The sequence below is a fragment of the uncultured Sphaerotilus sp. genome (genome assembly GCF_963924895.1).
Classification (GTDB): Bacteria; Pseudomonadota; Gammaproteobacteria; order Burkholderiales; family Burkholderiaceae_C; genus Sphaerotilus.
Genome location: NZ_CAWURG010000031.1, coordinates 24,697 through 47,635 on the forward strand (window position 1 = coordinate 24,697; position 22,939 = coordinate 47,635).

The following is a 22,939-nucleotide window of genomic DNA, read 5'->3' on the forward strand; positions in this document are numbered from 1 at the left end:
ACGAAAGGCACTGCCATGATCACCCTGCGCCCCTCCCTGGCCCGCGGCCACGCCCAGCACGGCTGGCTCGACAGCTTCCACAGCTTCTCCTTCGCCGACTACTTCGACCCGGCCCACATGGGCTGGGGCAATCTGCGCGTCATCAACGACGACCGCATCGCCGCCCACACCGGCTTCGGGATGCACGCCCACCGCGACATGGAGATCGTCACCTACCTGCTGGCGGGCGAGCTGGAGCACCAGGACAGCATGGGCAATGGCGCGACCATCCGCACCGGCGAGGTCCAGCGCATGAGCGCCGGCACCGGCGTGCGCCACAGCGAGTTCAACCACAGCGACGCCCAGACCCACCTGCTGCAGATCTGGCTGCTGCCGACCGCCCGCGATCTGCCGCCCAGCTACGACCAGCAGGTCGTTTCCGACGCCGACAAGCGGGGCCGCCTGCACCTGGTGGCGGCACCGGTCGGCGCTGGCGACGCGGCGCAGGCCACCCTGCAGATCAACGCGGATGCGCGCCTGTGGGCCGGCCACTTCACCGGCGACGCGTCGGCGACGCTGGCGCTCGACCCGGCCCGCAAGGCCTACGTGCACCTCGCCCGCGGCCGGCTGACGGTCAACGGCCACGCGCTCGTCGCCGGCGACGCGCTGCTGCTGGCGCAGGAATCCGCGCTGGCGATCGGCCAGGGCGAGGACGCGGACGTGCTGGTCTTCGACCTCGAAGCCTGAGCCGGGCAGAGCGTCCGGGCGCGCTACAGTCGCGCCCATGGACTTCCTGCTGCGCGTGATCCGGGTGCTCCCGCTGGCCGACTGGCTGGCGCTCGGCACCTTCTTTGCCGGATGGATCGGCTACGTCCGGTTCGCCAAGGCCCGGGCCCAGCGCCGCCCGTCGGTGCTGGCCTCCACCAACCGCATCCGCGGCGAGTGGATGCTCGAAGCCACCTTCCGCGACAACCGCATCGTCGACGCGGCGGTGTCGCAGAGCATGGCGTCCAGCCCGAGCTTCTTCGCGTCCACCACCATCTTCATCATTGGCGGCCTGATCGCGGCGATCAGCGCGTCCGAAAAGACGGCCGAGCTGGTGCACGAGCTGCCCTTCGCCACACCGACCACCACGCTGGTGCTCGACCTGAAGCTGCTGGTGCTGACCAGCATCTTCGTGCACGCCTTCTTCCGCTTCACCTGGTCGATGCGGCAGTACAGCTTCGGCGCGCTGATGATCGGCGCCGCGCCATCGTCGCAGGACTTCGACACCGCGACCGACCCCGATTTCCGCCGCCGCTACGCCGACCGCGCCGGCCGCGTGATGGCACTGGCGGCCGAAACCTTCAACGACGGGCTGCGCGCCGTGTACCTGAGCTTCGCGGCGGTGCTGTGGTTCATGTCGCCCCTGGCCTTCGTGGTCGGCACGGGTGGGGTGATCGCGGTGCTCTACCGGCGCGAGTTCCACTCCGAGGTCGTGGCGCTGCTGAACGAGCCCATCGGCGCCCTGAACAGCCCGTCGGAGCCGCCTCCGGTCAGGTCGACGGCCGGATCGGCGTGAGCTGGGCGCCGAGCGCCTCGCGCTCGTCGAAGACGAAGCAGCCACCCTGCCAGCCGGGCGCGCCGTCGGTTTCCTCGAAGTACTTCAGGATGCCGCCTTCAAGCTGGTAGACGTGGTCGAAGCCGATGTCCTGCAGGTAGATCGCCGCCTTCTCGCAACGGATGCCGCCGGTGCAGAAGCTGACGATGGTCTTGCCGTCGAGCTGGTCGCGGTGGGCCTGCACGGCGTCGGGGAACTCGCTGAACTTGCGGATGCGCCAGTCGATCGCACCGGCGAAGCTGCCGTGGTCGACCTCGAAGGCATTGCGTGTGTCGAGCGTGACGACCGGGCGCCCCTCGTCGTCATGCCCCTGCGCCAGCCAGCGCGCCAGCACCGCCGGCGCCACGCTCGGCGCGCGGCCCGCCTCGGGGCGGATGCTGGGGTGGTTCATGCGGATGATCTCGCGCTTGACCTTGACCTTCAGGCGCAGGAAGGGCGTCGTCGCACTCCAGCTTTCCTTGGGTGACAGATCAGCAAACCGTGCGTCAGCCCGCAGGTAATCGACGAAGGCCCGCACGCCGTCCGCAGGCCCGGCCAGGAAGAGGTTGAGGCCCTCCTCCGCCAGCAGGATGGTGCCCTTGAGGTGGTTCGCCGCGGCGTTGCCCTGCAGCTGGGCGCGCAGGGTCTCGGGGTCGGCCAGCGAGACGAACTTGTAGGTGGAGATGTTGAGGATGGGAAGGGAGGTATTCACGGCGCTGATTGTAGAAAGTCCGGCGCCGGACACCCCCCGGTTACATCAACCCCTCAGGGCGCCGAAGCGGCTCCACCGACCATGGCGACCTGCCCGGTGCCCGAAATGCATTTGAACGGCGCGGGCTGGCGCACCGGGGCATCGGACACCCAGACCTCGACCCGGCGCTCGCGGGCCGCATCGTCGGCGCCCACGGCCGGCGCTGGCGCGAACCGGCCGACACCGCGCACGACACGCACCTGCACGCCCTGCGCCGTCAGTACATCGGCCACCGTGGCGGCACGCTTGTCCGACAGCGACCGGTTCGCGCAGAAGCCGCCCGGGTCATTCGCCACACCCAGCACCAGCACCGAGACCGGTTTGCCTGAAGCCTGCTCCTTGAGCTGGCGCGCCAGGCGATCGATGTCGACATGGGCCACCGCATCCAGCGCGGCCGATTCGGAGGCAAAGCCGATGCGCCCGGTCATCAGTTGCGCACCGCGGGTCAGCGCGAGGTAGTCCTTGGGCAGCTTCACGGCGGCCCCCACCGTCAGCGGGCCCGCATTCGCCTGGTCGATGAGCACGGGAGAAGCGCTGGCCAGCCCGCTGCTGCGCAGTTTCGTCTGGGCCGCCGGCCCGGCCAGGAACTGGGCATAGCGCAGCGCCACCGGAGACGAGGCGGCCGGCATCTGCATCACCAGCCGGTGCGTCAGCGGATAGCGCTCGGTCGCGACCGCTTCCGGCGTGGGCTTCCAGACCGAGCCGGTCGAGTCGACCACCGCCAGCACCTTGGCCGAGCCGACCGCCGACAGCGGCACCAGCCCCAGCGCGTGCGCGTCGGCGCCGACGGCCGCGACCAGGGCCGCGTCGGAGTCATGGCGCTGCAGTTCCGCCCCGGCGCTCGCATCGCCGAGCACCTGGTGCCAGACCAGATTCCAGCTGTCGGCGGCTTCGTTGCGCACCTTCACCCGGACCGGGCCAGCGAGGCCACCCAGGCGGCTGCCATCGACCACCCGGCCCGACAGCAGCTCGCGCAGCTGCGCGAGGCTCACGTGGTCCATGGGGTTGTCCGGGTGCACGATCACCGCCAGGGCGTCCATGCCGACCAGCACCTGGTTGTCCTTCAGGTCGGCGCCGGAGGTGGACGAGACCCGGCGCAGGCTGGCGTCGCTCGGGGCGGCAGAACCGCCGTCGAACTCGAGCCGGATGTCCTGGCGCAAACCGCCGGGCCGCCGTGCGGAGACCAGCACGGCGCCATGCGGATCCGGTGGACTGCGGTGGACTTCCACATGGCCCTCCTGCGTCAGGAAGGCCTCCATCAGCTCGCCGCTGAGCACGGGGCCGAGCACGTCCATGCCGTGCAGCGCGAAGACGTTGGGCGTGCCGACCCCGGGTGGCTCGGATTCGAGCGCCGAGGCGGCCTGCGCCACCGCCAGCGCGGCCGGTGTCGCCAGCGCCATGGCGCCGGATGGCTGCGCCGCGTCCGCCGGCGCGCTCTGGGGCCACCAGTTCCAGCCGGCCCCCAGCGCCAGCGCCACGGCCAGCGACGAGGCCGCCCAGCGCACCGCACCAGTGCCCTTGCCATCCCCGGCGCCATCGCCGATCGGCAGCAAGGCTGCGCCACAGGTGGGGCAGCGGGCATCCTGATCGGGACAGGGCAGCACAGCCCTGGCCGCCGCCTGGCTGCAGGCAGCGGGCAGATTGGTACACACACCTCGACTCATTGCACGGATTCCTGTCTGGCCAATTTCATGGCGGCACGGGCCGCCTCGTTCCATTCGCGACTGACGGTGTCGCGCTGTTCTGGCGGCGCCTGGTTGCGCAGCAGATCGATGCGCTGGCGCATGGCGTCACGCAGTCCGTTCTGCACCTGGGGTTCCTGCATGTCGCGCGCCCGCAGCCGCAGCGTCACCTCGTCGTGCAGGTCGTGGAGCACCCGCTCGCGCGCCTGTTCCACCGCGTCGACCGGTCCCCGGCCCAGGCTGACCCGGTCCAGCTCGAAGCCGTCCTCGTCCAGACGCACATGCAGCAGCACCGGCTCGGCGCTGACCGGATCGGTGTCCTCGCGCAGCAACCCGAAGGCCTCGGCCAGCAGCACCACAGTGCGGGCACGGGCCTTCTGCGCCTGCACGTCGGCCGCCAGCAGTTCGGGCAGTGCGGCTTCGTCGTCCAGTTGCAGCCAGAGTGCGGCGCGTCCAGCCTGCAGCCGGTGGGCTTCGTGGCGCAGGTGCAGCTCCTGCACCCGCGGCAGCGCCTGCAGCGGCAGGCCACGCACCATGCGCAGCAGCACCAGCTCGCCCTGCCCTTCCTGGAGTTCCTGCACCAGCGGCTGCAGGCGGCTGACGCGGTGAATCATGTCCGCCACGCTCGGCAGCAACGGCAGCACACGGGCCACCGGGCGCCGGACCACGGTCTGCCCGCCGTCCAGGTCCAGATCGTCCGGATCAGCACCGTCGCGCTCGTTCTCGTTGGCGGCGTCTGTGCCGGAGACCTCATCGTCCTCCACCGGCGCCGGCCGCGGAGGTGCCGGCACGCGCAGCAGTTCGCTCTGCACCAGGCGACCCGCGGCCACGGCCGGCAGCCAGGCCAGCCCGATGCTGGCGCGGGTCTGCAGCGTGGCGAGGTCGCGCGCCGCGGCGTCCGATTCGCCATGCAGACGCATCACCCAGGCGTCCCAGGCCGCCGCCGCCACCGGCTGCAGGGCCGACGGCGGGAGCCGCTTCGCGCAGGCCGCCAGCAGCGCATCGCAGGTCTCCTGCTCGCCGATGCGCTGCGCGAAGATGCGGAAATTGGCGTGTTCACCCAGCTGCGCGAACAGCCCGGCCCGCAGCACGCGCAGGTGCTCGCGCTGCACGGATTCGCGGGTGACGAGCTGGGTGCGCCAGTGGGCCAGCAGCTCGCGGGTGTCGAGCCGGCCATCGGCGTCGGCGGCGTTGAGCGGTGGCAGCGTCGCGGTGGCGGCGACATCGGTTTCCTCGGCCAGCGTGGCCACGGCCATCTCGCCGCCGTCGACCATGCCCTGCAGCGTGGTGAGCTGCGACTGCACCTCGGTCAGCAGCCGCAGGCTCAGCGAGATGGCGCTGGAGCGGGTGCGGGCCAGCGCGTATTCGCGCAGCAGCGTCGTCGCCTCGGACAGGTCGCGCTCGCGCACGCCGCGCAGCAGGCCGAGGGACTGCAGCGGGCCGCTCGCCGCCTGCTCCAGCGTGTCGAGCTGGCGGTTCAGCACGGTGGCCTGCGTCTCCAGCCCGCGCTGTTCCTGGTGCAGCGGCTCGATCCGGTCGGCCAGATCGGCCAGCACGGACGCCAGCAGCTGCCCGCACTCGTGCAGCGCGCGGCGGCCCTGGCGCCAGTCGTCCCACAGGCTGTTCTCGACCCGCTGGCGCACCACGACCGCGCGGCGGCGCAGCGTGTGGTCGGGCTGGTCGAACACGGCCTCGATGCCCTGCCCGCGGAAGCGTTCGGACAGGCCCTGGTCGAAGAGCCGGCGCAGCTCGTTGATGCGGCGCGAGGGCGTCACCAGCGAGATCAGACCAACAAAGTGGGTCTCGAGCATCTGCCATTCCTGCTCGATCGACAGGCTGGGCGGCGTGTCGCCGTCGATTTCCGGCAGCGGCACGGCGAGCTGGAAATGGGCGTCGCTCAGGCCCCAGGCGTTCATCAGCTCGGTCAGCGATTCGTGCTCGACGGAACGTGGATGCGCGACGAAGCCCAGGCACGCGCGCCAGTGGTTGTAGCGCAGCTGGGCCAGCATCCGCAGCATCAGCTCGTGGCTCAGGTGGGCGCGCACGGCGTGGCGGTCCGCGCTCCGCTCGGCCAGTCCGAAGGCCGCGAACTCGCCGACCCGGACGGCGCCCGGCGCGCGCACCGGCGCCGACAGCGGGTCCCCGGCCTCGGCCATGCGGTGGAACAGCCAGTCCGCCAGCCGGTGTTCCCGGCCCGCGGCGTCGAAGGGCTGCAGGCCGCGCTCGTCGGTCATCGCGCCCAGGAAACACAGCTCGAACAGCCCCGACTGCGCGGCGGCCTGCAGCTCGCGCAGCGCGGCGTAGGCCTGGACCTCGGCCAGCGGCGCCGGGTGCGGCCCGGCGCTGTCCTGGTCGGGCAGTTCGACATGGACCTGCACCACGCAGCGCAGCGCGGGCGGATGCCGCTGCAGCAGCGCGAGGGTGTCCAGCAGCAGGCCGGCACCGGTCGTGCCGCCCAGGTGGGCCACGACGTGGATGGTCAGCGCCTTGTCGGCGTTGCGCGCCTGCAGGGCCTGCACCGCGGCATCGACGCCGCAGCGCACGCGCGCCTGGTGCAGCGCCAGCAGCAGCCGGCCCAGACGGCGCGTCGGCCAGCCCGGCAGGCGCTCGGCCACGCGCGACAGCGGTGCATCGACGGCGCCGAGCTGCTGCAGACGCTCGGCCCAGCCCTGGCCGTCCGGTGCCACGGTGGAGCGCAGGTCGGCGCGCGCCTGCAGCAGGGTTGTCAGGGCCTCGCTGTCCGCGGTGAGCAGCACGCGCTGCGTGGCGGGCGGCAGCGTGCGCACGCCCAGCACACGCCAGCCCGGTGCGTGGTCGGCCAGTGTGCGGGCATCGGTGTCCAGCAGGACCGCCTCGACCGCCGGTCGGCGGCTGGTCGGCGCGCCTTCCGCGCGGGACTGCAGGCGCTGCTGCAGCGCCTGCCAGACCCGGACACCGGCTCCACCGAGCCCGAGAAACAAATGGTTCATTGAATGGTCAAGCCTTGAATACAGGTCGTCCGTGTCGCTGCTGCCCGGCATCGGGCGCGACGTGTGCATATGGTGTGGGCGTTCAGCCGATCAACTTACCCCGGCCGGCTTCGGACTGCACCGGAAACAGAGGGGTGAAAGCGGCGTCATTCTGCGATATTCTCAATTTCGGGCGCGCGCGTTAAACGGCACTTTCCGGCACATCCGGCACATCCGGACCGGGGGGTGGCATGGCTGCCTACAATTCCCGGATGAACTTCGTCCACCTGCGCACCCACACCGAGTACTCCGTCGTCGATGGCACCCTGCGGATCGATGACGCGGTCAAGGCCGCAGCCAAGGACGGCCAGGCCGCCATGGCCATCACCGACCTGTCGAATCTCTTCGGCGCCATCAAGTTCTACAACGCCGCCCGCAAGAAGGGCGTGCAGCCGCTGCTCGGCGCCGACCTCTGGCTCGAACCCGAAGGCCCGGCCACCGCGGGCGACGCGCGGCCCCCGTCCCGCCTGCTGGTGCTGGTGCAACACCGGCAGGGTTACCTGAACCTGTGCGAGCTGCTCTCAAGGGCCTGGATCACCAATGTGCAGCGCAACAACCAGGCCTGGGTGAAGTGGGCCTGGCTGGAGGAATTGGGCGAAGGCCTGATCGTGCTGTCCGGCGGCGTGATGGGCTGCGTGGGGCAGGCGCTGGCGATGGGGGATCTGCCCCGGGCGCGCGATCTGGCGAAGCGGCTGGCGGCGATGTTCCCGACGCGCTTCTACCTGGAGGTGCAGCGCGCCCAGTTGCCGGGCCACGAAGCCAATGTGCGCGCCACGGTGCCGCTGGCCGCGAAGCTCAAGCTGCCGGTGGTCGCCACGCACCCGGTGCAGTTCCTGGAAGCCGACGATTTCGACGCCCACGAGGCGCGCGTCTGCGTGGCCGAAGGCGACACGATCGGCAACCCGAAGCGGGTCAAGCGCTTCAGCCGCGACCAGCATTTCAAGACGCAGCAGGAGATGGCCGATCTCTTCGCCGACCTGCCCGGTGCGCTGGAGAACACGGCCGAGATCGCGCGCCGATGCAGCCTGACGCTGGTGCTCGGCAAGCCGCAACTGCCTGATTTCCCGACGCCCGAACTCGCCGACGGCAGCCACATGCCGATGGCCGACTACTTCCGCGAGCTGTCGTTCGAAGGGCTGGAGCAGCGCCTGGCCATGCTCTACCCCAAGGTCGCGCAGCGCGACGCCGAGCGCCCGCGCTACGTCGAGCGGCTCGAATTCGAGATCGGCACGATCCTGAAGATGGGCTTCCCCGGCTACTTCCTGATCGTGTCGGACTTCATCCGCTGGGCCAAGGCCAACGGCTGCCCGGTCGGCCCAGGGCGGGGGTCCGGCGCTGGCTCGCTGGTCGCCTACGCGCTGTCGATCACCGACCTCGACCCGCTGCAATACAACCTGCTGTTCGAGCGCTTCCTGAACCCCGAGCGCGTGTCGATGCCCGACTTCGACATCGACTTCTGCCAGGGCAACCGCGACCGCGTCATCGACTACGTCAAGGACCGCTACGGCCGCGCCGCCGTCAGCCAGATCGCCACCTTCGGCACGATGGCCGCCAAGGCCGCGCTGCGCGACATCGGCCGCGTGCTGGGCATGGGTTATGGCCATGTGGACTCGATCGCCAAGCTGATCCCCGCCCCGCCGGGCAAGTCGGTGACGCTGGCGCGTGTGCCGGCCGAGCCGGACAGCGGTGTCATCTACGCCCGCAAGGAAGCGCCCGAGCTGGAAGAGCGTGAGAAGAACGAGGAAGAAGTCGCCGAGCTGCTGAGCCTGGCCATGCGCGTCGAAGGCATGGTGCGCAACATCGGGATGCACGCAGGCGGTGTGCTGATCGCCCCCGGCAAGATCACCGATTTCTGTCCGCAGTACCAGCAGCCCGGCAGCGACTCGGCGGTGAGCCAGTACGACAAGGACGACGTGGAGGCGATCGGCCTGGTGAAGTTCGACTTCCTGGGGCTGGCGACGCTGACGATCCTGGAACTCGCCAAGGAGTTCATCGTCACCCGCCACGAGCACCGCAAGGACTTCGCCTTCGAGACCATCCCGCTCGACGACGCCGCGGTCTACCGGCTGTTCTCGGACGGGCTGACCGAGGCGGTGTTCCAGTTCGAATCGGGCGGGATGCAGCGCATGCTGCGCGACGCCAAGCCGAGCCGGCTGGAAGACCTGATCGCGCTGAACGCCCTGTACCGCCCCGGCCCGATGGACCTGATCCCGAGCTTCGTCGCGCGCAAGCACGGCCGCGAGGTGGTCGAGTACCCGCACCCGCTGGTGGAAAAGGTGCTCGCCGAGACCTACGGGATCATGGTCTACCAGGAACAGGTGATGCAGACCGCGCAGGTGCTGGGCGGCTACTCGCTGGGTGGTGCGGACATGCTGCGCCGCGCGATGGGCAAGAAGAAGGCCGACGAGATGGCCGAGCACCGGGCCATCTTCCGCAAGGGCGCGGCCGCGAAGGACATCAGCGAGGCCAAGGCCGACGAGGTCTTCGACCTGATGGAGAAGTTCGCGGGCTACGGCTTCAACAAGTCGCACGCCGCCGCCTACTCGCTGCTGGCGTACCACACGGGCTGGATCAAGGTCCACCACACGGCCGAGTTCTTCGCGGCCAACATGACCATCGAACTCGACGACACCGACAAGCTGCGGGTGTTGCGCGACGACGCGATGAAGAATTTCGGGATCGCATTTGAAGCGCCCGACATCAACCTCGGCGTCTACCGCTTCGAGCCGGCGCCGGGCAAGGCGGGCAACAAGCTGATCCGCTACGGGCTGGGCGCCGTGAAGGGCACGGGCCAGGGCGCGATCGAGGCCATCATCCGGGCGCGCACCGAGGGCGGGCCCTTCCGCTCGCTGTTCGATTTCGCGGCGCGGGTCGACCGCAAGAGCCTCAACAAGCGGGTCATCGAGGCGCTGATCAAGGCCGGCGGCTTCGACAAGCTGCACCCGCTCGGGCTGGATGGCCGCGCGCAACTGCTGGCCAGCGTCGGCCTCGCGCTCGAATACGCCGATTCACAGGCGGCGCACGCGGACCAGGTCGGCCTGTTCGATTTCGGTGGCGCGGACGATGACCACGGCAGCTCGACCCGCGAGCCGGACTACCCCGTCGTCGAGACCTGGGACGTGAAGACCCGGCTCACGCACGAGAAGGTGGCACTGGGCTACTACTTCTCGGGCCACCTGTTCGACCAGGTCGAAGCCGAGGTGCGCCAGTTCGCCCGCCGCTGCATCGGCGACGCGCAGGACAGCCGCGAACCGCAGACCCTGGCCGGCATCGTCGCCGAGCTGCGCATCGTCAATGGCCAGCGCGGCAAGGCGGCGATCTTCAAGTTCGACGACAAGACGGGGTCGATCGAATCGGTGGTGGCCGAAGAGCTGCTCAACGCCCACCTGGCGCAGCTCAAGGACGACGAGCTGCTCATCCTCACCGGCAAGGTGCAGAACGACCGCTTCAGCGGCGGCCTGCGCTTCAACGTGCAGCAGATCACCGACCTCGCCACGGCGCGCAGCCAGCGGGCGCGGCACCTGCTCGTCCCGGTGACGGACACGCTGCCGGCGTTCGAGGCGCTGCTGGCCGAGCACCCGGCGCGCCCGGCCCCGCCCTCGGAGTTCGGCGAAGAAGCGCGCCCGCAAGGCGTCAACGTGCGGCTGCGCATCCAGCGCGAGACGGCCACGGGGGATGTGGACCTCGGCGACGCGGTGCGCTTCTTCCCGAGCGACGCCGCGCTGGCGTGGTGGAAAGTGCAGACGCGCGGCGCGGCGCGGATGGTCTACAGCGACGAATCGGCCTGAGCCGGTGCGGCGGCACGGGCAGCGGACCACCAGTCCAGCGCGCCCTGCCCCGCCACGCGCCCGCTGGCGAAACACGCGGTCAGCAGGTAGCCGCCGGTCGGCGCTTCCCAGTCCAGCATCTCGCCCGCGCAGAACACGCCGGGCAGCGCCGCAAGCATCAGCCCCGCGTCCATCGCCTCCAGACGCACGCCACCCGCGCTGCTGATCGCCTCGTCGATCGGGCGTGGTGCGGTCAGCCGCAGCGGCAGCGCCTTGATGCGGCCAGCGAGCGCAGCGGGATCGGCACACAGCGCGGTCCACTGCGCCGCGTCCAGCCCCTCGCGCAGCAGCGCCGCCTTCACGCCGGTCAGCCCCGCCTGTTCCTTCAGGTGGTTGGGCATCGAGCGGGCGCCGCGGCCCTTGGCCAGCGCGGTGGTGAGCGTCGGCAGGTCCTTGGCGGGCAGCAGGTCGAGGTGCAGGTCGGCGTGGCCGTTCGCCGCGATCTCGTCGCGCAGCAAGGCGGACGCCGCATAGACGAGGTTGCCCTCGATGCCGTTGGCGCTGACCACGGCTTCACCCAGGCGGCTGAAGTGGTGGCCGAGGCGGTCGGTGAACGTCAGGCGCACGCCCTTGAGCGGCGCGCCGGCCTGCTTGCCCTTGAGGTGCTCGCTCCAGGCAATGTCGAAGCCGCAGTTGGACGGCGCGAGCGGGCGCACGTCCACGCCCTGCCCCGCCAGCCACGGCTGCCACGCGCCGTCCGAGCCGAGCCGCGCCCAGCTCGCGCCGCCGAGGGCGAGCACGACGGCGTCGACCGTGGTGGTCTGCGGGCCGGCGGGCGCGTCGAAGGCGAGTTGCCAGCGGCCGGCGCCGGGCTCGGCGGCCGGCACGACTGCGCCGTTCCAGCGGTGGCGCATGTGCAGCGTCAGGCCCGCCACGCGCAGCCGGTGCAGCCATGCGCGCAGCAGCGGCGCGGCCTTCATCTCGGCGGGAAACACCTTGCCGGAGCTGCCGACGAAGGTGCTGATGCCCAGCTCGCCCGCCCAGGCGCGCAGGCCGTCGGCGTCGAGCCGGTCGAGCCAGGCGGCCACCTCGGGCTGGCGCTCGGCGTAGCGGGCGCGGAAGGTGGCGGTCGGCTCGGCGTGGGTGAGGTTCAGGCCGCCCTTGCCGGCGAGCAGGAACTTGCGGCCGACGGAGGGCATGGCGTCGTACAGCTCGACGCGGGCGCCGCCGGCGAGCAGGGTTTCGCAGGCCATGAGGCCGGCGGGGCCGCCGCCGATGACGGCGATGTGGGGGGGCAAGGCAGAGCGGAGGGGCGTAGACATCTGGGGAGTCTAGTGGCCTGTCACGGCCAACTTGACAGACAGCCTGCGCGACCCCATCCCGTCATGCCCGCGAAAGCGGGCACCCACGCATCGAAATGACCGTATTTGGCAGGCGTGGATCCTCGCATTCGCGAGGATGACGGGGGGCGGGGGGGCTTGGGGTGCGACAGCGGCTAATGCGCAGCAGGCCCGTAGCAGACGCCCATCCGTGCAGCCAACCCGGCCAGTCGCTTGTCCAGCGTCCACAGCGTGGCCCCCGGCGTGATGCAAGTCGAGGCGAGCAGCACCAGATCCACCAGCCCGCATCCCAGCCCGTACAAGCGCTCGCGCTCGATCAGCGCCATCACCTCGGACAGCGTGGCCTGCCGAACGGGCTGGAGCTGCCCAATGTCGTCGAGTGTCTGTTGGCGTGGTGCAGGTGGTGTTCCGCAAGCCAGTTCGGCCACCACCATCGGGTGTGTCCAGGCCATGTCCAGGCCGAGCAGGGCGACCAGCGCGCCGTTGTGGTGGCGAAAGTGGTCCACCCAGACGGACGTGTCGATGAGCACGCAGGCCATGACGCTCACGCCGCAGGCGCTTCGTGGCGGCGCGGTACGTCCTGCATGTCCGGCACGGCCCCACCCAGCGCCGCCAGCCGCTTGGCCGCCTGCACCCGCACGAAGGTCTTGACCGCTTCACGGAAAAGATCGGCCTTGTCCATGGTGGGATCGGCCATGGCGAGGGCTTTTTCGTACAGCTCGTCGTCGAGGGTGACGGTGGTTCTCATGGCGGGCTCCTGCATCTGGATGGATGATGATTGGCATCATATTCGACACCAGGTGCGATTCCTGTGCTGGGCACGGAGCAAGGTACGCTCCGCCCCGCGTGTTCAGCCAACCGAGACCAGAACAGATGGCCGTCAAGAAATCAGAACTGTATGCATCGCTGTGGAAGAGCTGTGATGAGTTGAGAGGCGGCATGGACGCCAGCCAGTACAAGGACTACGTGCTGGTGCTGCTGTTCATGAAATACGTCAGCGACCGGTATGCGGGTGATCCGGACGGCCAGATCTTCGTGCCCGAGGGCAGCCGCTTCAGTGATCTGGTGGCGCTCAAGGGCGACAAGGAGATCGGCGACAAGCTGAACAAGGCGATCGCCGCGCTGGCCGAGGAAAACGACCTGACGGGCGTGATCACGCTGGTGGATTTCAACGACCCGGACAAGCTCGGCAAGGGCAAGGAGATGATCGATCGGCTCTCCAACCTGATCGGCATCTTCAACGCGCCGGGGCTGGATTTCAGCGGCAACCGGGCCGAGGGCGATGACCTGCTCGGCGACGCCTACGAATTCCTGATGCGCCACTTCGCCACCGAGAGCGGCAAGAGCAAGGGCCAGTTCTACACACCCGCCGAGGTCTCGACGGTGATGGCGCGGCTGCTGGGCATCGGGGCGGACACGCCGGCGTCGAGGAGCGCGCATGACCCGACCTGCGGCTCCGGCTCGCTGTTGCTGAAGGTGGCGGCCGAGGCGCCGAACGGGCTGACGCTCTACGGGCAGGAGATGGACAACGCCACCAGCGCGCTGGCCAAGATGAACATGATCCTGCACGACTGCACCACGGGCGCGATCGAGAAGGGCAACACGCTGTCGTCGCCGCAGTTCCGCGACGCGGCGGGGCAGTTGAAGACCTTCGATTACGTGGTGGCCAATCCGCCCTTCTCCAGCAAGGCGTGGAGCAACGGGCTGCAGCCGCAGGACGACGAGTTCGGCCGCTTCGTGTATGGCGTGCCGCCGGAGAAGAACGGCGACTACGCTTTCCTGCTGCACATCCTGAAGGTGTTGAAGAGCACCGGGCGGGCGGCGGTGATCCTGCCGCACGGGGTGCTGTTCCGGGGTGGCGCGGAGGGGCTGATCCGGCAGCGGCTGCTGAAACAGGGCTTCATCCAGACGCTGATCGGGTTGCCGGCGAACCTGTTCTACGGCACTGGCATCCCGGCCTGCATCCTCGTGCTGGACAAGTCGCAGGCAGCGACGCGGGACAGCGTGTTCGTGGTCGATGCGAGCCGGGGCTTCCGCAAGGACGGCAACAAGAACCGGCTGCGGGCGCAGGACATCCACCGCATCGTGGACGTGGTGACGCGCCAGGGCGAGGCGGAGCGGTATGCGCGCCGGGTGCCGCTGGCGGAGATCGAGGCCAACGACTGGAACCTGAACATCCCGCGCTACATCGACGGCAGCGAGCCGGAGGATCTGCAGGACATCGAGGCGCACCTGCGCGGCGGCATTCCGCGGCGGGACATCGACGCGCTGCAGCGTTACTGGGCGGTGTTTCCGGGGGTGCGGGCGGCCTTGTTCGAGGATCTGGCGGGGCGACCGGGGCATGTGCGGCTGAAGGTGCCGGCGGCGGAGATCCGGGCGGCGATCTTCGGCCATGCGGAGTTCACGGCGTTCAATGCGACCGTGAGCGGGCGGTTTGCGGCGTGGCGCGAGGAGAGCACGGCGGGGCTGCGGGCGCTGGCGGTGGGGGATGCGGCGCGGGCGCTGGTGCGGGCGTTGGGGGAGTCGATCCTGGCGCGGTTCGAGGGGGCGCCGCTGATCGACGCCTATGACGTGTACCAGCACCTGATGGATTACTGGGACGAGGTGATGCAGGACGACGTGTCGCAGATCGTCCAGGACGGCTGGCGGGCGCAGCGGCCGTGGGCGACGGCGGGGCGGATGGAGCCGAACACGGACCTGATCCCGATGGCGCTGGTGGTGGCGCGTTATTTCGCGGCGGACGCGGCGTGGGTGGCGGAGCTGGAGACGGTGCGCGACGGGTTCACGCGGCTGCTGGAGGAACTGAAAGAGGAACACGGCGGCGAGGACGGGCTGCTCGGGGCCGAGGCGCGCACGGACAAGGGCAAGCTGACGGCATTGAGCGTCAAGGCGCGGCTGAAGGCGGTCAAGGGCGATCCGGGGGCGGCGGACGAGCGGGTGCAGTTGGAGGCATGGCTGGTGCTGAACGACCAGGAAGCCGATGCGGGGCGGCGCATCAAGGACGCCCGCAAGGCGCTGGAGACGAAGGCCGCCCGTCAATACGCGGCGCTGACCGACAACGAGATCCGGGCGCTGGTGATCGATGACAAGTGGATGACGCGGCTGGCGGCGGATGTGCAGTCGGAGCTGGATCGGGTGTCGCAGGGGTTGACGGGGCGGGTGCGGGAGTTGGGGGAGCGGTATGCAGTTCCGTTGCCGGATTTACTCACCGATTTAGATAATCTTTCGACCCGGGTTGATGCCCATCTCAAAAATATCTGCTCAGCTCAGCAATGAATAATTCAAATACAGCCAGCAACTGGCCACAAATACCTATTGGCAAAACGGGACAAGTCCTTGGTGGACGCCAAAGATCGCCGCACGCCACGGGTTCCCCACAGAAATATCTTCGAGTTGCCAACGTATTTGATGGATACATAGATTCCAGCGATGTATTTGAAATGCCTTTCAGCGAGGAGGAAAGTAAGCGTTTTCTTCTTGCGCCGGGCGACATTCTTCTCAATGAAGGCCAAAGCCTTGAACTTGTCGGACGGAGTGCGATCTATCGCGGCGATCCGCCGGACTGCTGCTTTCAGAACACGCTGATTCGATACCGAGCGAATTCGGATGTACTGCCGGAGTTTGCTCAATACACTTTTCAGAATTTTCTTCGGCTTGGAACATTCGCTGCCATCGCATCGCAAACAACCTCCATTGCGCACTTGGGTACAGGTCGTTTTGCCGCGCTGCCAATGCCCGTACCGCCGCTGGACGAACAACGCGCCATTGCTTCCGCCCTGTCGGACACGGACGCCCTGCTCGCCAAGCTCGACCAACTCATCGCCAAGAAGCGGGATATCAAGCAGGCGGCGATGCAGGAGTTGTTGACGGGGAGGCGGAGGTTGCCGGGGTTTTCTGACGTTTGGCGCACACAGAAACTCCGCGATGGAATCAGCCTACTCTCAGGACAGCATGTGCTAGCCGAGCACTGCAACACTGACGAAATAGGATGCCCATACATTACGGGCCCATCTGACTTCCAAGATGGAAAAATTCAGCACAGCAAATTCACCACAAGCCCGACAACTCTCTGTCAAGCCGACGACATACTGATTACAGTCAAAGGCTCAGGTGTCGGCACAATGGTCATGTCAGACGGCACCTATTGCATCAGTCGCCAACTTATGGCCATCAGAGTCGAGTCTGACTGGTGTACCCAATTCATACACCAGCTTCTTCAACAAGATGCGTCCATAATCGGGGCCGCAGCGACTGGCTTGATTCCTGGTATCTCTCGCAGCGACATTCTGAACAAAGAAATTCGCACCCCCAGGGCAGCAGAACAGACCGCCATCGCCGCGGTTCTATTCGACATGGACACCGAGATCACCGCCCTCGAAGCCCGCCAAGAAAAAACCCGCCTCATCAAGCAAGGGATGATGCAAGAGCTATTGAGCGGCCGGGTTCGATTGATCTGACCAAACTACCCGCCAGGCCGGAATGCACCGGCTTGGCGCACCACGCGGCGTCACTCGCTCGCCGCAAGATTCCACCATGTGAATGCATGGATCTGGATCAAAAAATCCCTCGATGATGAACTGAACCCCGCCCAAGCTGGCGGGATTGGCTTGCTCCCACCGCCACCAGTCGGCACTTTTCGTGAACAACGTCACGCTACAAGCGTGCCGAAGTTCACAAATTCATCATTTCAGATCGAACGTTGAGATGGCGTTGACTTGCGGTCAAAGCGCACTGCAGTGAGGCGTGAAGCGGCTGTTCATCCTACAAATTAAGGATGACGGCCTTTCGCTCTCGGCTCAAGATCAAGACGAGTGCTCTGGCCTTCTGTTTTCCTCAGAATTTATTTTGGCATCCAGAGCAATTCGTGGCGGAGAAAGTCAATAACTTTTCTATCCAGAAATCAATCCGACAAAGACAAAAGAAACTTGCGAACAAAAGCATTCAATTCATCAAGGATTTGACCCCATAACCCAACAACCAAAAACTGGAGCGCATGATGACAAAATCTGTTTTAAAGACCCCATCCTCAAAGCAACTCGCAGGTGGAAACACAATTCAGCCAGCAACCGCAACACAATCGGGGGAGGCTGCAGAAAGCTCCTCTGGGGAAACAGGACTTACAACTCACAAGGTAAAGATTATTCTGAGATTTCATCTGAGGAACCTGAGCACGAACAATACATTAGTCACTGATGAGACCATATTCAAAGATACCCTCAGTGACCTTGATATTGCTGGAATTAGTTCTCGAACACTGTTCAAGGCACTCTCGCGACGAGACATCGTGCGCAATGGAGGGCATGACAAAAAATGGCCAGAATCCTGGATTGATGAGAACATTTCGTCTTTAGCACCAAAAATTTCAGGTTGAGGTGAAAAATGAAATACATTATATTCACTCTGGCTACACTTGCAATTTTTGACATATGCCCCGCTCAAGAAGCAGCTAAGCCTCTGACGCTTTCGTTGGGTTCCGTCAAAGAGCGTGCAGAGGCGGCAACTGTTCGCGCACTTGTCAAATATGCGAATCGAAACGAGTTGGAAGATGCGCTTGTCAGCGCCAATGGATCTTCTTTTTATGTCATCAAGCGCAACATTGACCTTGATGTGACAGACAAAGGCACGCTTGGCGGCTTGGCGGTTCGTTATGGCGCGGTGAGGTTCTCACCTACGCAAGAAGACGTTGTTGTGGACGGGGTACGAGCAACTCCGTCTGCAGCGTGGATACACACAATTCCCGTCACGCTAGGGCTTGACGCTGACCGCAGCTTCCAAAACCGTGACTATCTTTTTGAAGCCGGATATGTACCGTTCAAGGGATCCAGTGACCCGTCTTGCTTCAAGCTTGGCGGCAACCCAATAGTTGGTGTAATTGGTCAACTGGGTCATAGAACTCGCGAAAATCCAGCAGTCGGTTTCAATTCCTCACTCAGGCGTATCAAGGTCGAAGTGAAGTCAGCTTTCGAAATAGGTAAGTGCTTCGGGATTAAGCCTGCGACTGGTGTGGCGGGTACACTGTTGGATGCACTTGGGACAGATTTAGCGAAGTGGCGCATTCTGATTGAGGCCAACGCCACGCGAGATTTCTCAGAAAAAATTAGCTATAACTATGCGGCATTGACTATACGTATTCCGATGAACGACCATACTTACTTCGATTTCAAGCGAGATTATGGAGCTACTGCACCTGCTTTCGAGAAAACTTCACAGTACGGATTATATCTGACTGTTCAATATTAACCATCAGCAGCAGACAAATTATGAAAAACTACATTATAAGTACGTCATCTGCATTAATATCTCTTATTTTATTTGGCTGCGCATCAAATAATGACATAGCACCTCCTGCACCTATAGAAACCAGACCTACTGCACCTGCACCTGCACCTGCACCTGCACCTGCACCTGCACCTGCACCTGCACCTGCACCTGCACCTGCACCTGCACCTGCACCTGCACCTGCACCTGCACCTGCACCTGCACCTGCACCTACATCAATGCCATACCCATCGGCATCACCTGCCCCTGCTCCATCACCTCCAGTGTTAATGCCTTTAGGCAACATCTATCCGGTTTGGTATGGAACGACCAGAAAAACAGCAACTAAAGCCAACGGAGACACCATATACACAAACGACAGAGGTCAATCCACAAACTATGGAAAAGCCTTCGTAAAAATCAGCGAAGACTATCTAAAATCACTCGCCCCCAAGAATATTATCTCGAATCTTTTTTCCAGTCAATCAGAGTCTCATCTAAAAATACGAAACACCTTGCCAATGATTTCGTCGGAATTTTTCAATAACCTGCAATCAGAATTATCCAGTCAAAGAAGCGCAGACAAATATTGCGTGGTCTACATACATGGATTTCAGACCACATTCGAAGAAGCAATTCAGAGATCCGCGAGCATAGGATATCAACTCCGAGTACCAGCCATGGTCTCATTCAGTTGGCCCTCAAAGGGCAGCACCGCCGCCTATATCGCAGACCAACAGGCCGCGAGAACCAGTGCTGAGTTGCTGGCACAATTCCTCATCAAAATATCCAAAGAATCCCGCGCTGAAAAGATACACCTCATTGCACACAGCATGGGCAACTATGCTCTACTGCAAACCATGCTTCGCCCCTCCATGCAAGCAGCGATCGGAAAAGGTCTGCGCTTCGGGCAGATAATTCTGGCTGCGCCCGATGTCGATGCCGATGAATTCATACAGGACGCTGGCATATACACTGAAATCGCGGACAGAGTCACCCTTTATGCCTCAACCAAGGACAGGGCCTTGAGCGCATCGAAAACGCTGTCTGACTATCCGCGGGCGGGCCTTCTCCCGCCCCCAATGATCTTGCCAAAAATGGACACCATTGATGTCAGTTCCGCCGACTTGAGCCTGCTCGGCCACTCCTACGTGGCCGAAGAAATCGACGTGCTGCTCGACATGTATAGGCTGATCACCGACAACCGTTCCCCTCGTGAAAGGCCCAATATCTCGCCCGTGCAGAATGGGCGTTACTGGAAGATGACCCAGTGATTCGCGACATGATTCACACGTAGATCGGTGCTGACGGTGGAATTCCTGTCTGCCTTGGTCTGGCGCCCACTGCTCAACTACGCTTGCGCCCTAGCGTGCGAGTCCCAGGGAACCAGTCCATGTCAACAATCGACCTCAAAGAATCCGCCACCCAAGCCCGAGTGACCCGCCTCTTCATCAAGTCCCTCGGCTACACCTACCTCGGCCACTGGTCCGACCGTCCCGACAACCGCAACATCGAGCCCGCCCTGCTGCGGGCTTTTCTCTTGGCGCAAGGCGTGGACGCCGCACTCGCCAACCGCGCGATATTCCACCTGGAACAAACCGCCAACGACCGCGTCCAGCGCCTGCACGACCGCAACCGCGCCGTGTACGAGTTGCTGCGCTACGGCGTCAAGGTGCGCCCCGACGCGGGCGAGCAGACCCGCGATGTCTGGCTGATCGACTGGAAACACCCCGAGCGCAACCACTTCGGCATCGCCGAGGAAGTCACCGTCAAGCCGCACGACCCGCGCGCCCACACCAAGCGCCCCGACCTCGTGCTGTACGTCAACGGCATCGCCCTCGCCGTGATCGAGCTGAAACGCTCCACCGTCTCGGTGTCCGAAGGCATCCGCCAGAACCTCGACAACCAGAAACCCGAGTTCATCGAAGGCTTCTTCTCGACGCTGCAGTTCGTCATGGCCGGCAGCGACACCGAGGGCCTGCGCTACGGCACCATCGGCACGCCCGAGCGCCATTACCTGACCTGGCGCGAAGACGGCGCCGACCTCGCCGACGACCCGCGCAGCCCGCTCGACCAGCACCTCGGCTGGCTCTGCACCAAGGCGCGGCTGCTGGAGCTGGTCCACGACTTCGTGGTGTTCGACAGCGGGCGCAAGAAACTCTGTCGCCACAACCAGTATTTCGGCGTGCGCGCCGCCCAGACCCACCTGCAGCGCCGCGAGGGCGGCATCCTCTGGCACACCCAGGGTTCGGGAAAAAGCCTGACGATGGTGTGGCTGGCCAAATGGATCCGCGAACACATCGCCGACGCCCGCGTCCTCATCATCACCGACCGCACCGAACTCGACGCCCAGATCGAAAAGGTCTTCCACGGCGTGCAGGAACAGCTCCACCGCACCCGCGACGGCGCCGATCTCGTGCGCGTGCTGGGCGACGACCGGCCGTGGCTGATCGGCTCGCTGGTCCACAAGTTCGGCGGCGTCAGCCGGAAAACCGCGCGCGACGAACACGACGGCGGCGATGCGGGCGACGTGGCCGGGTTTGTCGAAGCGATCCGCAAGGCGCTGCCCCCAGGCTTCCAGGCGCGGGGCCGGCTCCACGTCTTCGTGGACGAATGCCACCGCACCCAGTCCGGCCTACTGCACGACGCGATGAAGGCCATCCTGCCCGACGCGGTCTTCATCGGCTTCACCGGCACACCGCTGCTCAAGAGCGACAAGCAGCGCAGCATCGAGGTCTTCGGCGGCTACCTCCACACCTACAAGTTCAACGAGGCGGTGCGCGACCGCGTGGTGCTCGACCTGCGCTACGAAGCGCGCGACATCGACCAGCGCATCACCTCGCAGCGCAAGATCGACGACTGGTTCGAGGCCCACACCGCCGCGCTGACCGACCTCGCCAAGGCGCAGCTCAAGGCGCGCTGGGGCACGATGCAGACGCTGCTGTCGAGCCGCAGCCGGCTGGAGCAGATCGTGGCCGACATCCTGCTCGACATGGCCACCCGCGACCGCCTGAAGAGCGGGCGCGGCAACGCGATGCTGGTGGCGGGCAGCGTGTACGAGGCGTGCCGTTACCACGACCTGTTTGCGCGCACGCCGCTGGCAGGGCGCTGCGCGGTGGTCAGCTCCTACGTGCCGAAGGTGGCGGACGTGAAGGGCGAAGCGACCGGCGAGGGCGTGACGGACGCGCTGCAGAAATACGAGACCTACCGCCGGATGCTGGCCGACTGGTTCAAGCTGCCGCCCGACGAAGCCGTGCAGCGCATCGACGACTTCGAGACCGAGGTGAAACAGCGCTTCATCGACGAGCCGGCGCAGATGCAACTGCTGATCGTCGTGGACAAGCTGCTGACCGGCTTCGACGCACCGCCCGCGACTTACCTCTACATCGACAAGCCGATGCGCGACCACGGCCTGTTCCAGGCGATCTGCCGCGTCAACCGGCTGGACGGCGACGACAAGGAGGTAGGCTGCATCGTCGACTACAAGCACCTGTTCGAGCGCGTCGAGGGCGCGATCCAGGACTACACCCGCGGCGCGCTCGACGGCTACGACGCCACCGACATCGCCGGCCTCATCACCAGCCGCATCGACAAAGCCCGCGAGCGGCTGGACGAGGTGCTCGAATCGGTGCGGGCGCTGTGCGAGCCAGTCGAGACGCCGCGCACGATGGAAACCTACCTGCGCTTTTTCTGCGGCACGGCAGCGGGAGACGCGGCGGAACTCAAGGCACGGGAAGGCCAGCGGCTGGCGCTCTACAAGCTGACCGCGGCGCTGGTGCGCGCCTACGCGAACCTCGCGGGTGATTTCGCGGAAGCCGGCCTCACGCCCGACGAGGTGAAGGCGCTGAAAGCCGAGGTGACGCAGTTCGAGGCGGTGCGCAGCGCGGTGAAGATCCGCAGCGGCGACTACATCGACCTGAAGGCCTACGAACCGGCGATGCGCCACCTGATCGACACCTACGTGCAGGCGGGCGACAGCGAGAAGCTCTCGGCCTTCGACGACCTGACGCTGGTGCAGATGCTCGCCACGCGCGGCCCCGAAGCGGTCGAGGCGCTGCCGGACGGGTTGCGCACCAGCACCGAGTCGGTCGCCGAAACGATCGAGAACAACGTGCGCCGGGTCATCATCGACGAGTCGCCGGTCAACCCGAAATACTACGAGCGCATGTCGGCGCTGCTGGACGCGCTGATCGCGCAGCGGCGGGAACAGGCGATCGACTACGCCGAATTTCTCCAGCAGGCCAGCGCGCTGGCGCGGCAGGTGCAGTCGCCCTCCTCCGGCGCGGCCTACCCGCGCGCTATCGACACACCCGGCAAACAGGCGCTGTTCGACAACCTCGACCAGAACCAGCCGCTCGCGCTCAGCGTCCACCACGCCGTGGTGACACACCGGGAGGACGACTGGCGCACGGTCAACGCGAAGATGAAGACGCGCAAGCTGCGCACGGCGATCAAGCTGGCCTTGGGTGCGCCGGGCGTGCTGATCGCAGCGGAAGGCAGCGGCGCGCAGGAAGAACTGGATGCACGGGCGGACCGTATCCTTGAGCTGGTCCGGAACCAGCCCGAATACTGATC

Annotated in this window: 16 protein-coding genes; 9 read left to right on the forward strand and 7 right to left on the reverse strand. The window is 65.8% G+C overall.

Annotation, left to right across the window (positions count from 1 at the left end):
• Positions 1 to 15: 15 nt before the first annotated feature.
• Both AABN02_RS12380 and AABN02_RS12385 read left to right on the forward strand, forming a co-directional pair.
• A complete protein-coding gene (locus AABN02_RS12380) occupies positions 16 to 726 on the forward strand; it encodes a pirin family protein (protein ID WP_338415236.1) in 711 nt (236 codons plus the stop codon).
• 37 nt (positions 727 to 763) lie between these two features.
• Positions 764 to 1,540, forward strand: coding sequence for a DUF599 domain-containing protein (locus AABN02_RS12385; protein WP_338415237.1), 777 nt, complete (start codon positions 764 to 766; stop codon positions 1,538 to 1,540).
• On the opposite strand, the gene AABN02_RS12390 is transcribed toward AABN02_RS12385, so the two are convergent.
• From AABN02_RS12390 to AABN02_RS12400, 3 genes are read right to left on the reverse strand one after another with little or no spacing between them, the layout of a single operon-like run.
• Positions 1,515 to 2,270, reverse strand: coding sequence for a sulfurtransferase (locus AABN02_RS12390; protein WP_338415238.1), 756 nt, complete (start codon positions 2,268 to 2,270; stop codon positions 1,515 to 1,517). The genes AABN02_RS12385 and AABN02_RS12390 overlap by 26 nt on opposite strands.
• A 53-nt stretch (positions 2,271 to 2,323) precedes the next feature.
• On the reverse strand, positions 2,324 to 3,961 hold the full coding sequence (locus AABN02_RS12395) for an OmpA family protein (RefSeq protein ID WP_338415239.1): 1,638 nt from the start codon (positions 3,959 to 3,961) through the stop codon (positions 2,324 to 2,326).
• An 8-nt stretch (positions 3,962 to 3,969) separates the two neighbouring features.
• Positions 3,970 to 6,960: a tubulin-like doman-containing protein gene (locus tag AABN02_RS12400; protein WP_338415240.1), complete on the reverse strand. Its 2,991-nt coding sequence runs from the start codon at positions 6,958 to 6,960 to the stop codon at positions 3,970 to 3,972.
• 251 nt (positions 6,961 to 7,211) lie between these two features.
• Between AABN02_RS12400 and dnaE the strand changes: the two genes are divergently transcribed.
• Positions 7,212 to 10,787: a DNA polymerase III subunit alpha gene (dnaE, locus tag AABN02_RS12405; protein ID WP_338415241.1), complete on the forward strand. Its 3,576-nt coding sequence runs from the start codon at positions 7,212 to 7,214 to the stop codon at positions 10,785 to 10,787.
• Here dnaE and AABN02_RS12410 read toward each other — a convergent pair.
• The 3 genes from AABN02_RS12410 to AABN02_RS12420 form a co-directional block, all read right to left on the reverse strand.
• The gene (locus AABN02_RS12410) at positions 10,766 to 12,088 is read right to left on the reverse strand and encodes a TIGR03862 family flavoprotein (RefSeq protein ID WP_338415242.1); all 1,323 of its coding nucleotides are present in this window, start codon (positions 12,086 to 12,088) and stop codon (positions 10,766 to 10,768) included. The genes dnaE and AABN02_RS12410 overlap by 22 nt on opposite strands.
• Positions 12,089 to 12,261: 173 nt before the next feature.
• The gene (locus tag AABN02_RS12415; protein ID WP_338415243.1) at positions 12,262 to 12,645 is read right to left on the reverse strand and encodes a PIN domain-containing protein; all 384 of its coding nucleotides are present in this window, start codon (positions 12,643 to 12,645) and stop codon (positions 12,262 to 12,264) included.
• Between the two features lie 5 nt (positions 12,646 to 12,650).
• Complete coding sequence (locus AABN02_RS12420; protein WP_338415244.1) at positions 12,651 to 12,854, reverse strand: type II toxin-antitoxin system VapB family antitoxin; 204 nt, start codon at positions 12,852 to 12,854, stop codon at positions 12,651 to 12,653.
• A 125-nt stretch (positions 12,855 to 12,979) separates the two neighbouring features.
• Here AABN02_RS12420 and AABN02_RS12425 point away from each other — a divergent pair, with 125 nt between their 5' ends.
• The 4 genes from AABN02_RS12425 (at position 12,980) to AABN02_RS12440 (ending at position 18,346) form a co-directional block, all read left to right on the forward strand.
• The gene (locus tag AABN02_RS12425; RefSeq protein WP_338415245.1) at positions 12,980 to 15,382 is read left to right on the forward strand and encodes a class I SAM-dependent DNA methyltransferase; all 2,403 of its coding nucleotides are present in this window, start codon (positions 12,980 to 12,982) and stop codon (positions 15,380 to 15,382) included.
• A complete protein-coding gene (locus AABN02_RS12430) occupies positions 15,379 to 16,563 on the forward strand; it encodes a restriction endonuclease subunit S (protein WP_338415246.1) in 1,185 nt (394 codons plus the stop codon). The genes AABN02_RS12425 and AABN02_RS12430 overlap by 4 nt, the downstream gene beginning before the upstream one ends.
• A 539-nt stretch (positions 16,564 to 17,102) precedes the next feature.
• Complete coding sequence (locus AABN02_RS12435) at positions 17,103 to 17,477, forward strand: hypothetical protein (RefSeq protein ID WP_338415247.1); 375 nt, start codon at positions 17,103 to 17,105, stop codon at positions 17,475 to 17,477.
• Positions 17,478 to 17,485: 8 nt separating this feature from the next.
• Positions 17,486 to 18,346 carry a hypothetical protein gene (locus tag AABN02_RS12440; RefSeq protein WP_338415248.1) on the forward strand — a complete coding sequence of 287 codons (861 nt, stop codon included), beginning with the start codon at positions 17,486 to 17,488 and terminating at the stop codon, positions 18,344 to 18,346.
• Positions 18,347 to 18,472: 126 nt separating this feature from the next.
• Here the strand turns inward: AABN02_RS12440 and AABN02_RS12445 are convergent, their stop codons facing one another.
• A complete protein-coding gene (locus AABN02_RS12445; RefSeq protein ID WP_338415249.1) occupies positions 18,473 to 18,595 on the reverse strand; it encodes a hypothetical protein in 123 nt (40 codons plus the stop codon).
• A 59-nt stretch (positions 18,596 to 18,654) separates the two neighbouring features.
• Here AABN02_RS12445 and AABN02_RS12450 point away from each other — a divergent pair, with 59 nt between their 5' ends.
• Entirely contained in the window at positions 18,655 to 19,638 is a 984-nt protein-coding gene (locus AABN02_RS12450) for an alpha/beta hydrolase (protein ID WP_338415250.1), read from the forward strand.
• A 119-nt stretch (positions 19,639 to 19,757) separates the two neighbouring features.
• A complete protein-coding gene (locus tag AABN02_RS12455; protein ID WP_338415251.1) occupies positions 19,758 to 22,937 on the forward strand; it encodes a type I restriction endonuclease subunit R in 3,180 nt (1,059 codons plus the stop codon).
• Positions 22,938 to 22,939 lie beyond the last annotated feature (2 nt).

Bases quoted from the DNA above. Each gene is read 5' to 3' on its own strand.
- AABN02_RS12425 (WP_338415245.1), top strand. From the start codon at position 12,980: ATGGCCGTCAAGAAATCAGAACTGTATGCATCGCTGTGGAAGAGCTGT.
- AABN02_RS12420 (WP_338415244.1), bottom strand. From the start codon at position 12,854: ATGAGAACCACCGTCACCCTCGACGACGAGCTGTACGAAAAAGCCCTC.
- AABN02_RS12385 (WP_338415237.1), top strand. From the start codon at position 764: ATGGACTTCCTGCTGCGCGTGATCCGGGTGCTCCCGCTGGCCGACTGG.
- AABN02_RS12415 (WP_338415243.1), bottom strand. From the start codon at position 12,645: ATGGCCTGCGTGCTCATCGACACGTCCGTCTGGGTGGACCACTTTCGC.
- AABN02_RS12455 (WP_338415251.1), top strand. From the start codon at position 19,758: ATGTCAACAATCGACCTCAAAGAATCCGCCACCCAAGCCCGAGTGACC.
- AABN02_RS12400 (WP_338415240.1), bottom strand. From the start codon at position 6,960: ATGAACCATTTGTTTCTCGGGCTCGGTGGAGCCGGTGTCCGGGTCTGG.
- AABN02_RS12380 (WP_338415236.1), top strand. From the start codon at position 16: ATGATCACCCTGCGCCCCTCCCTGGCCCGCGGCCACGCCCAGCACGGC.
- AABN02_RS12440 (WP_338415248.1), top strand. From the start codon at position 17,486: ATGAAATACATTATATTCACTCTGGCTACACTTGCAATTTTTGACATA.
- AABN02_RS12450 (WP_338415250.1), top strand. From the start codon at position 18,655: ATGCCTTTAGGCAACATCTATCCGGTTTGGTATGGAACGACCAGAAAA.
- AABN02_RS12410 (WP_338415242.1), bottom strand. From the start codon at position 12,088: ATGTCTACGCCCCTCCGCTCTGCCTTGCCCCCCCACATCGCCGTCATC.
- AABN02_RS12430 (WP_338415246.1), top strand. From the start codon at position 15,379: ATGAATAATTCAAATACAGCCAGCAACTGGCCACAAATACCTATTGGC.
- AABN02_RS12435 (WP_338415247.1), top strand. From the start codon at position 17,103: ATGACAAAATCTGTTTTAAAGACCCCATCCTCAAAGCAACTCGCAGGT.
- dnaE (WP_338415241.1), top strand. From the start codon at position 7,212: ATGAACTTCGTCCACCTGCGCACCCACACCGAGTACTCCGTCGTCGAT.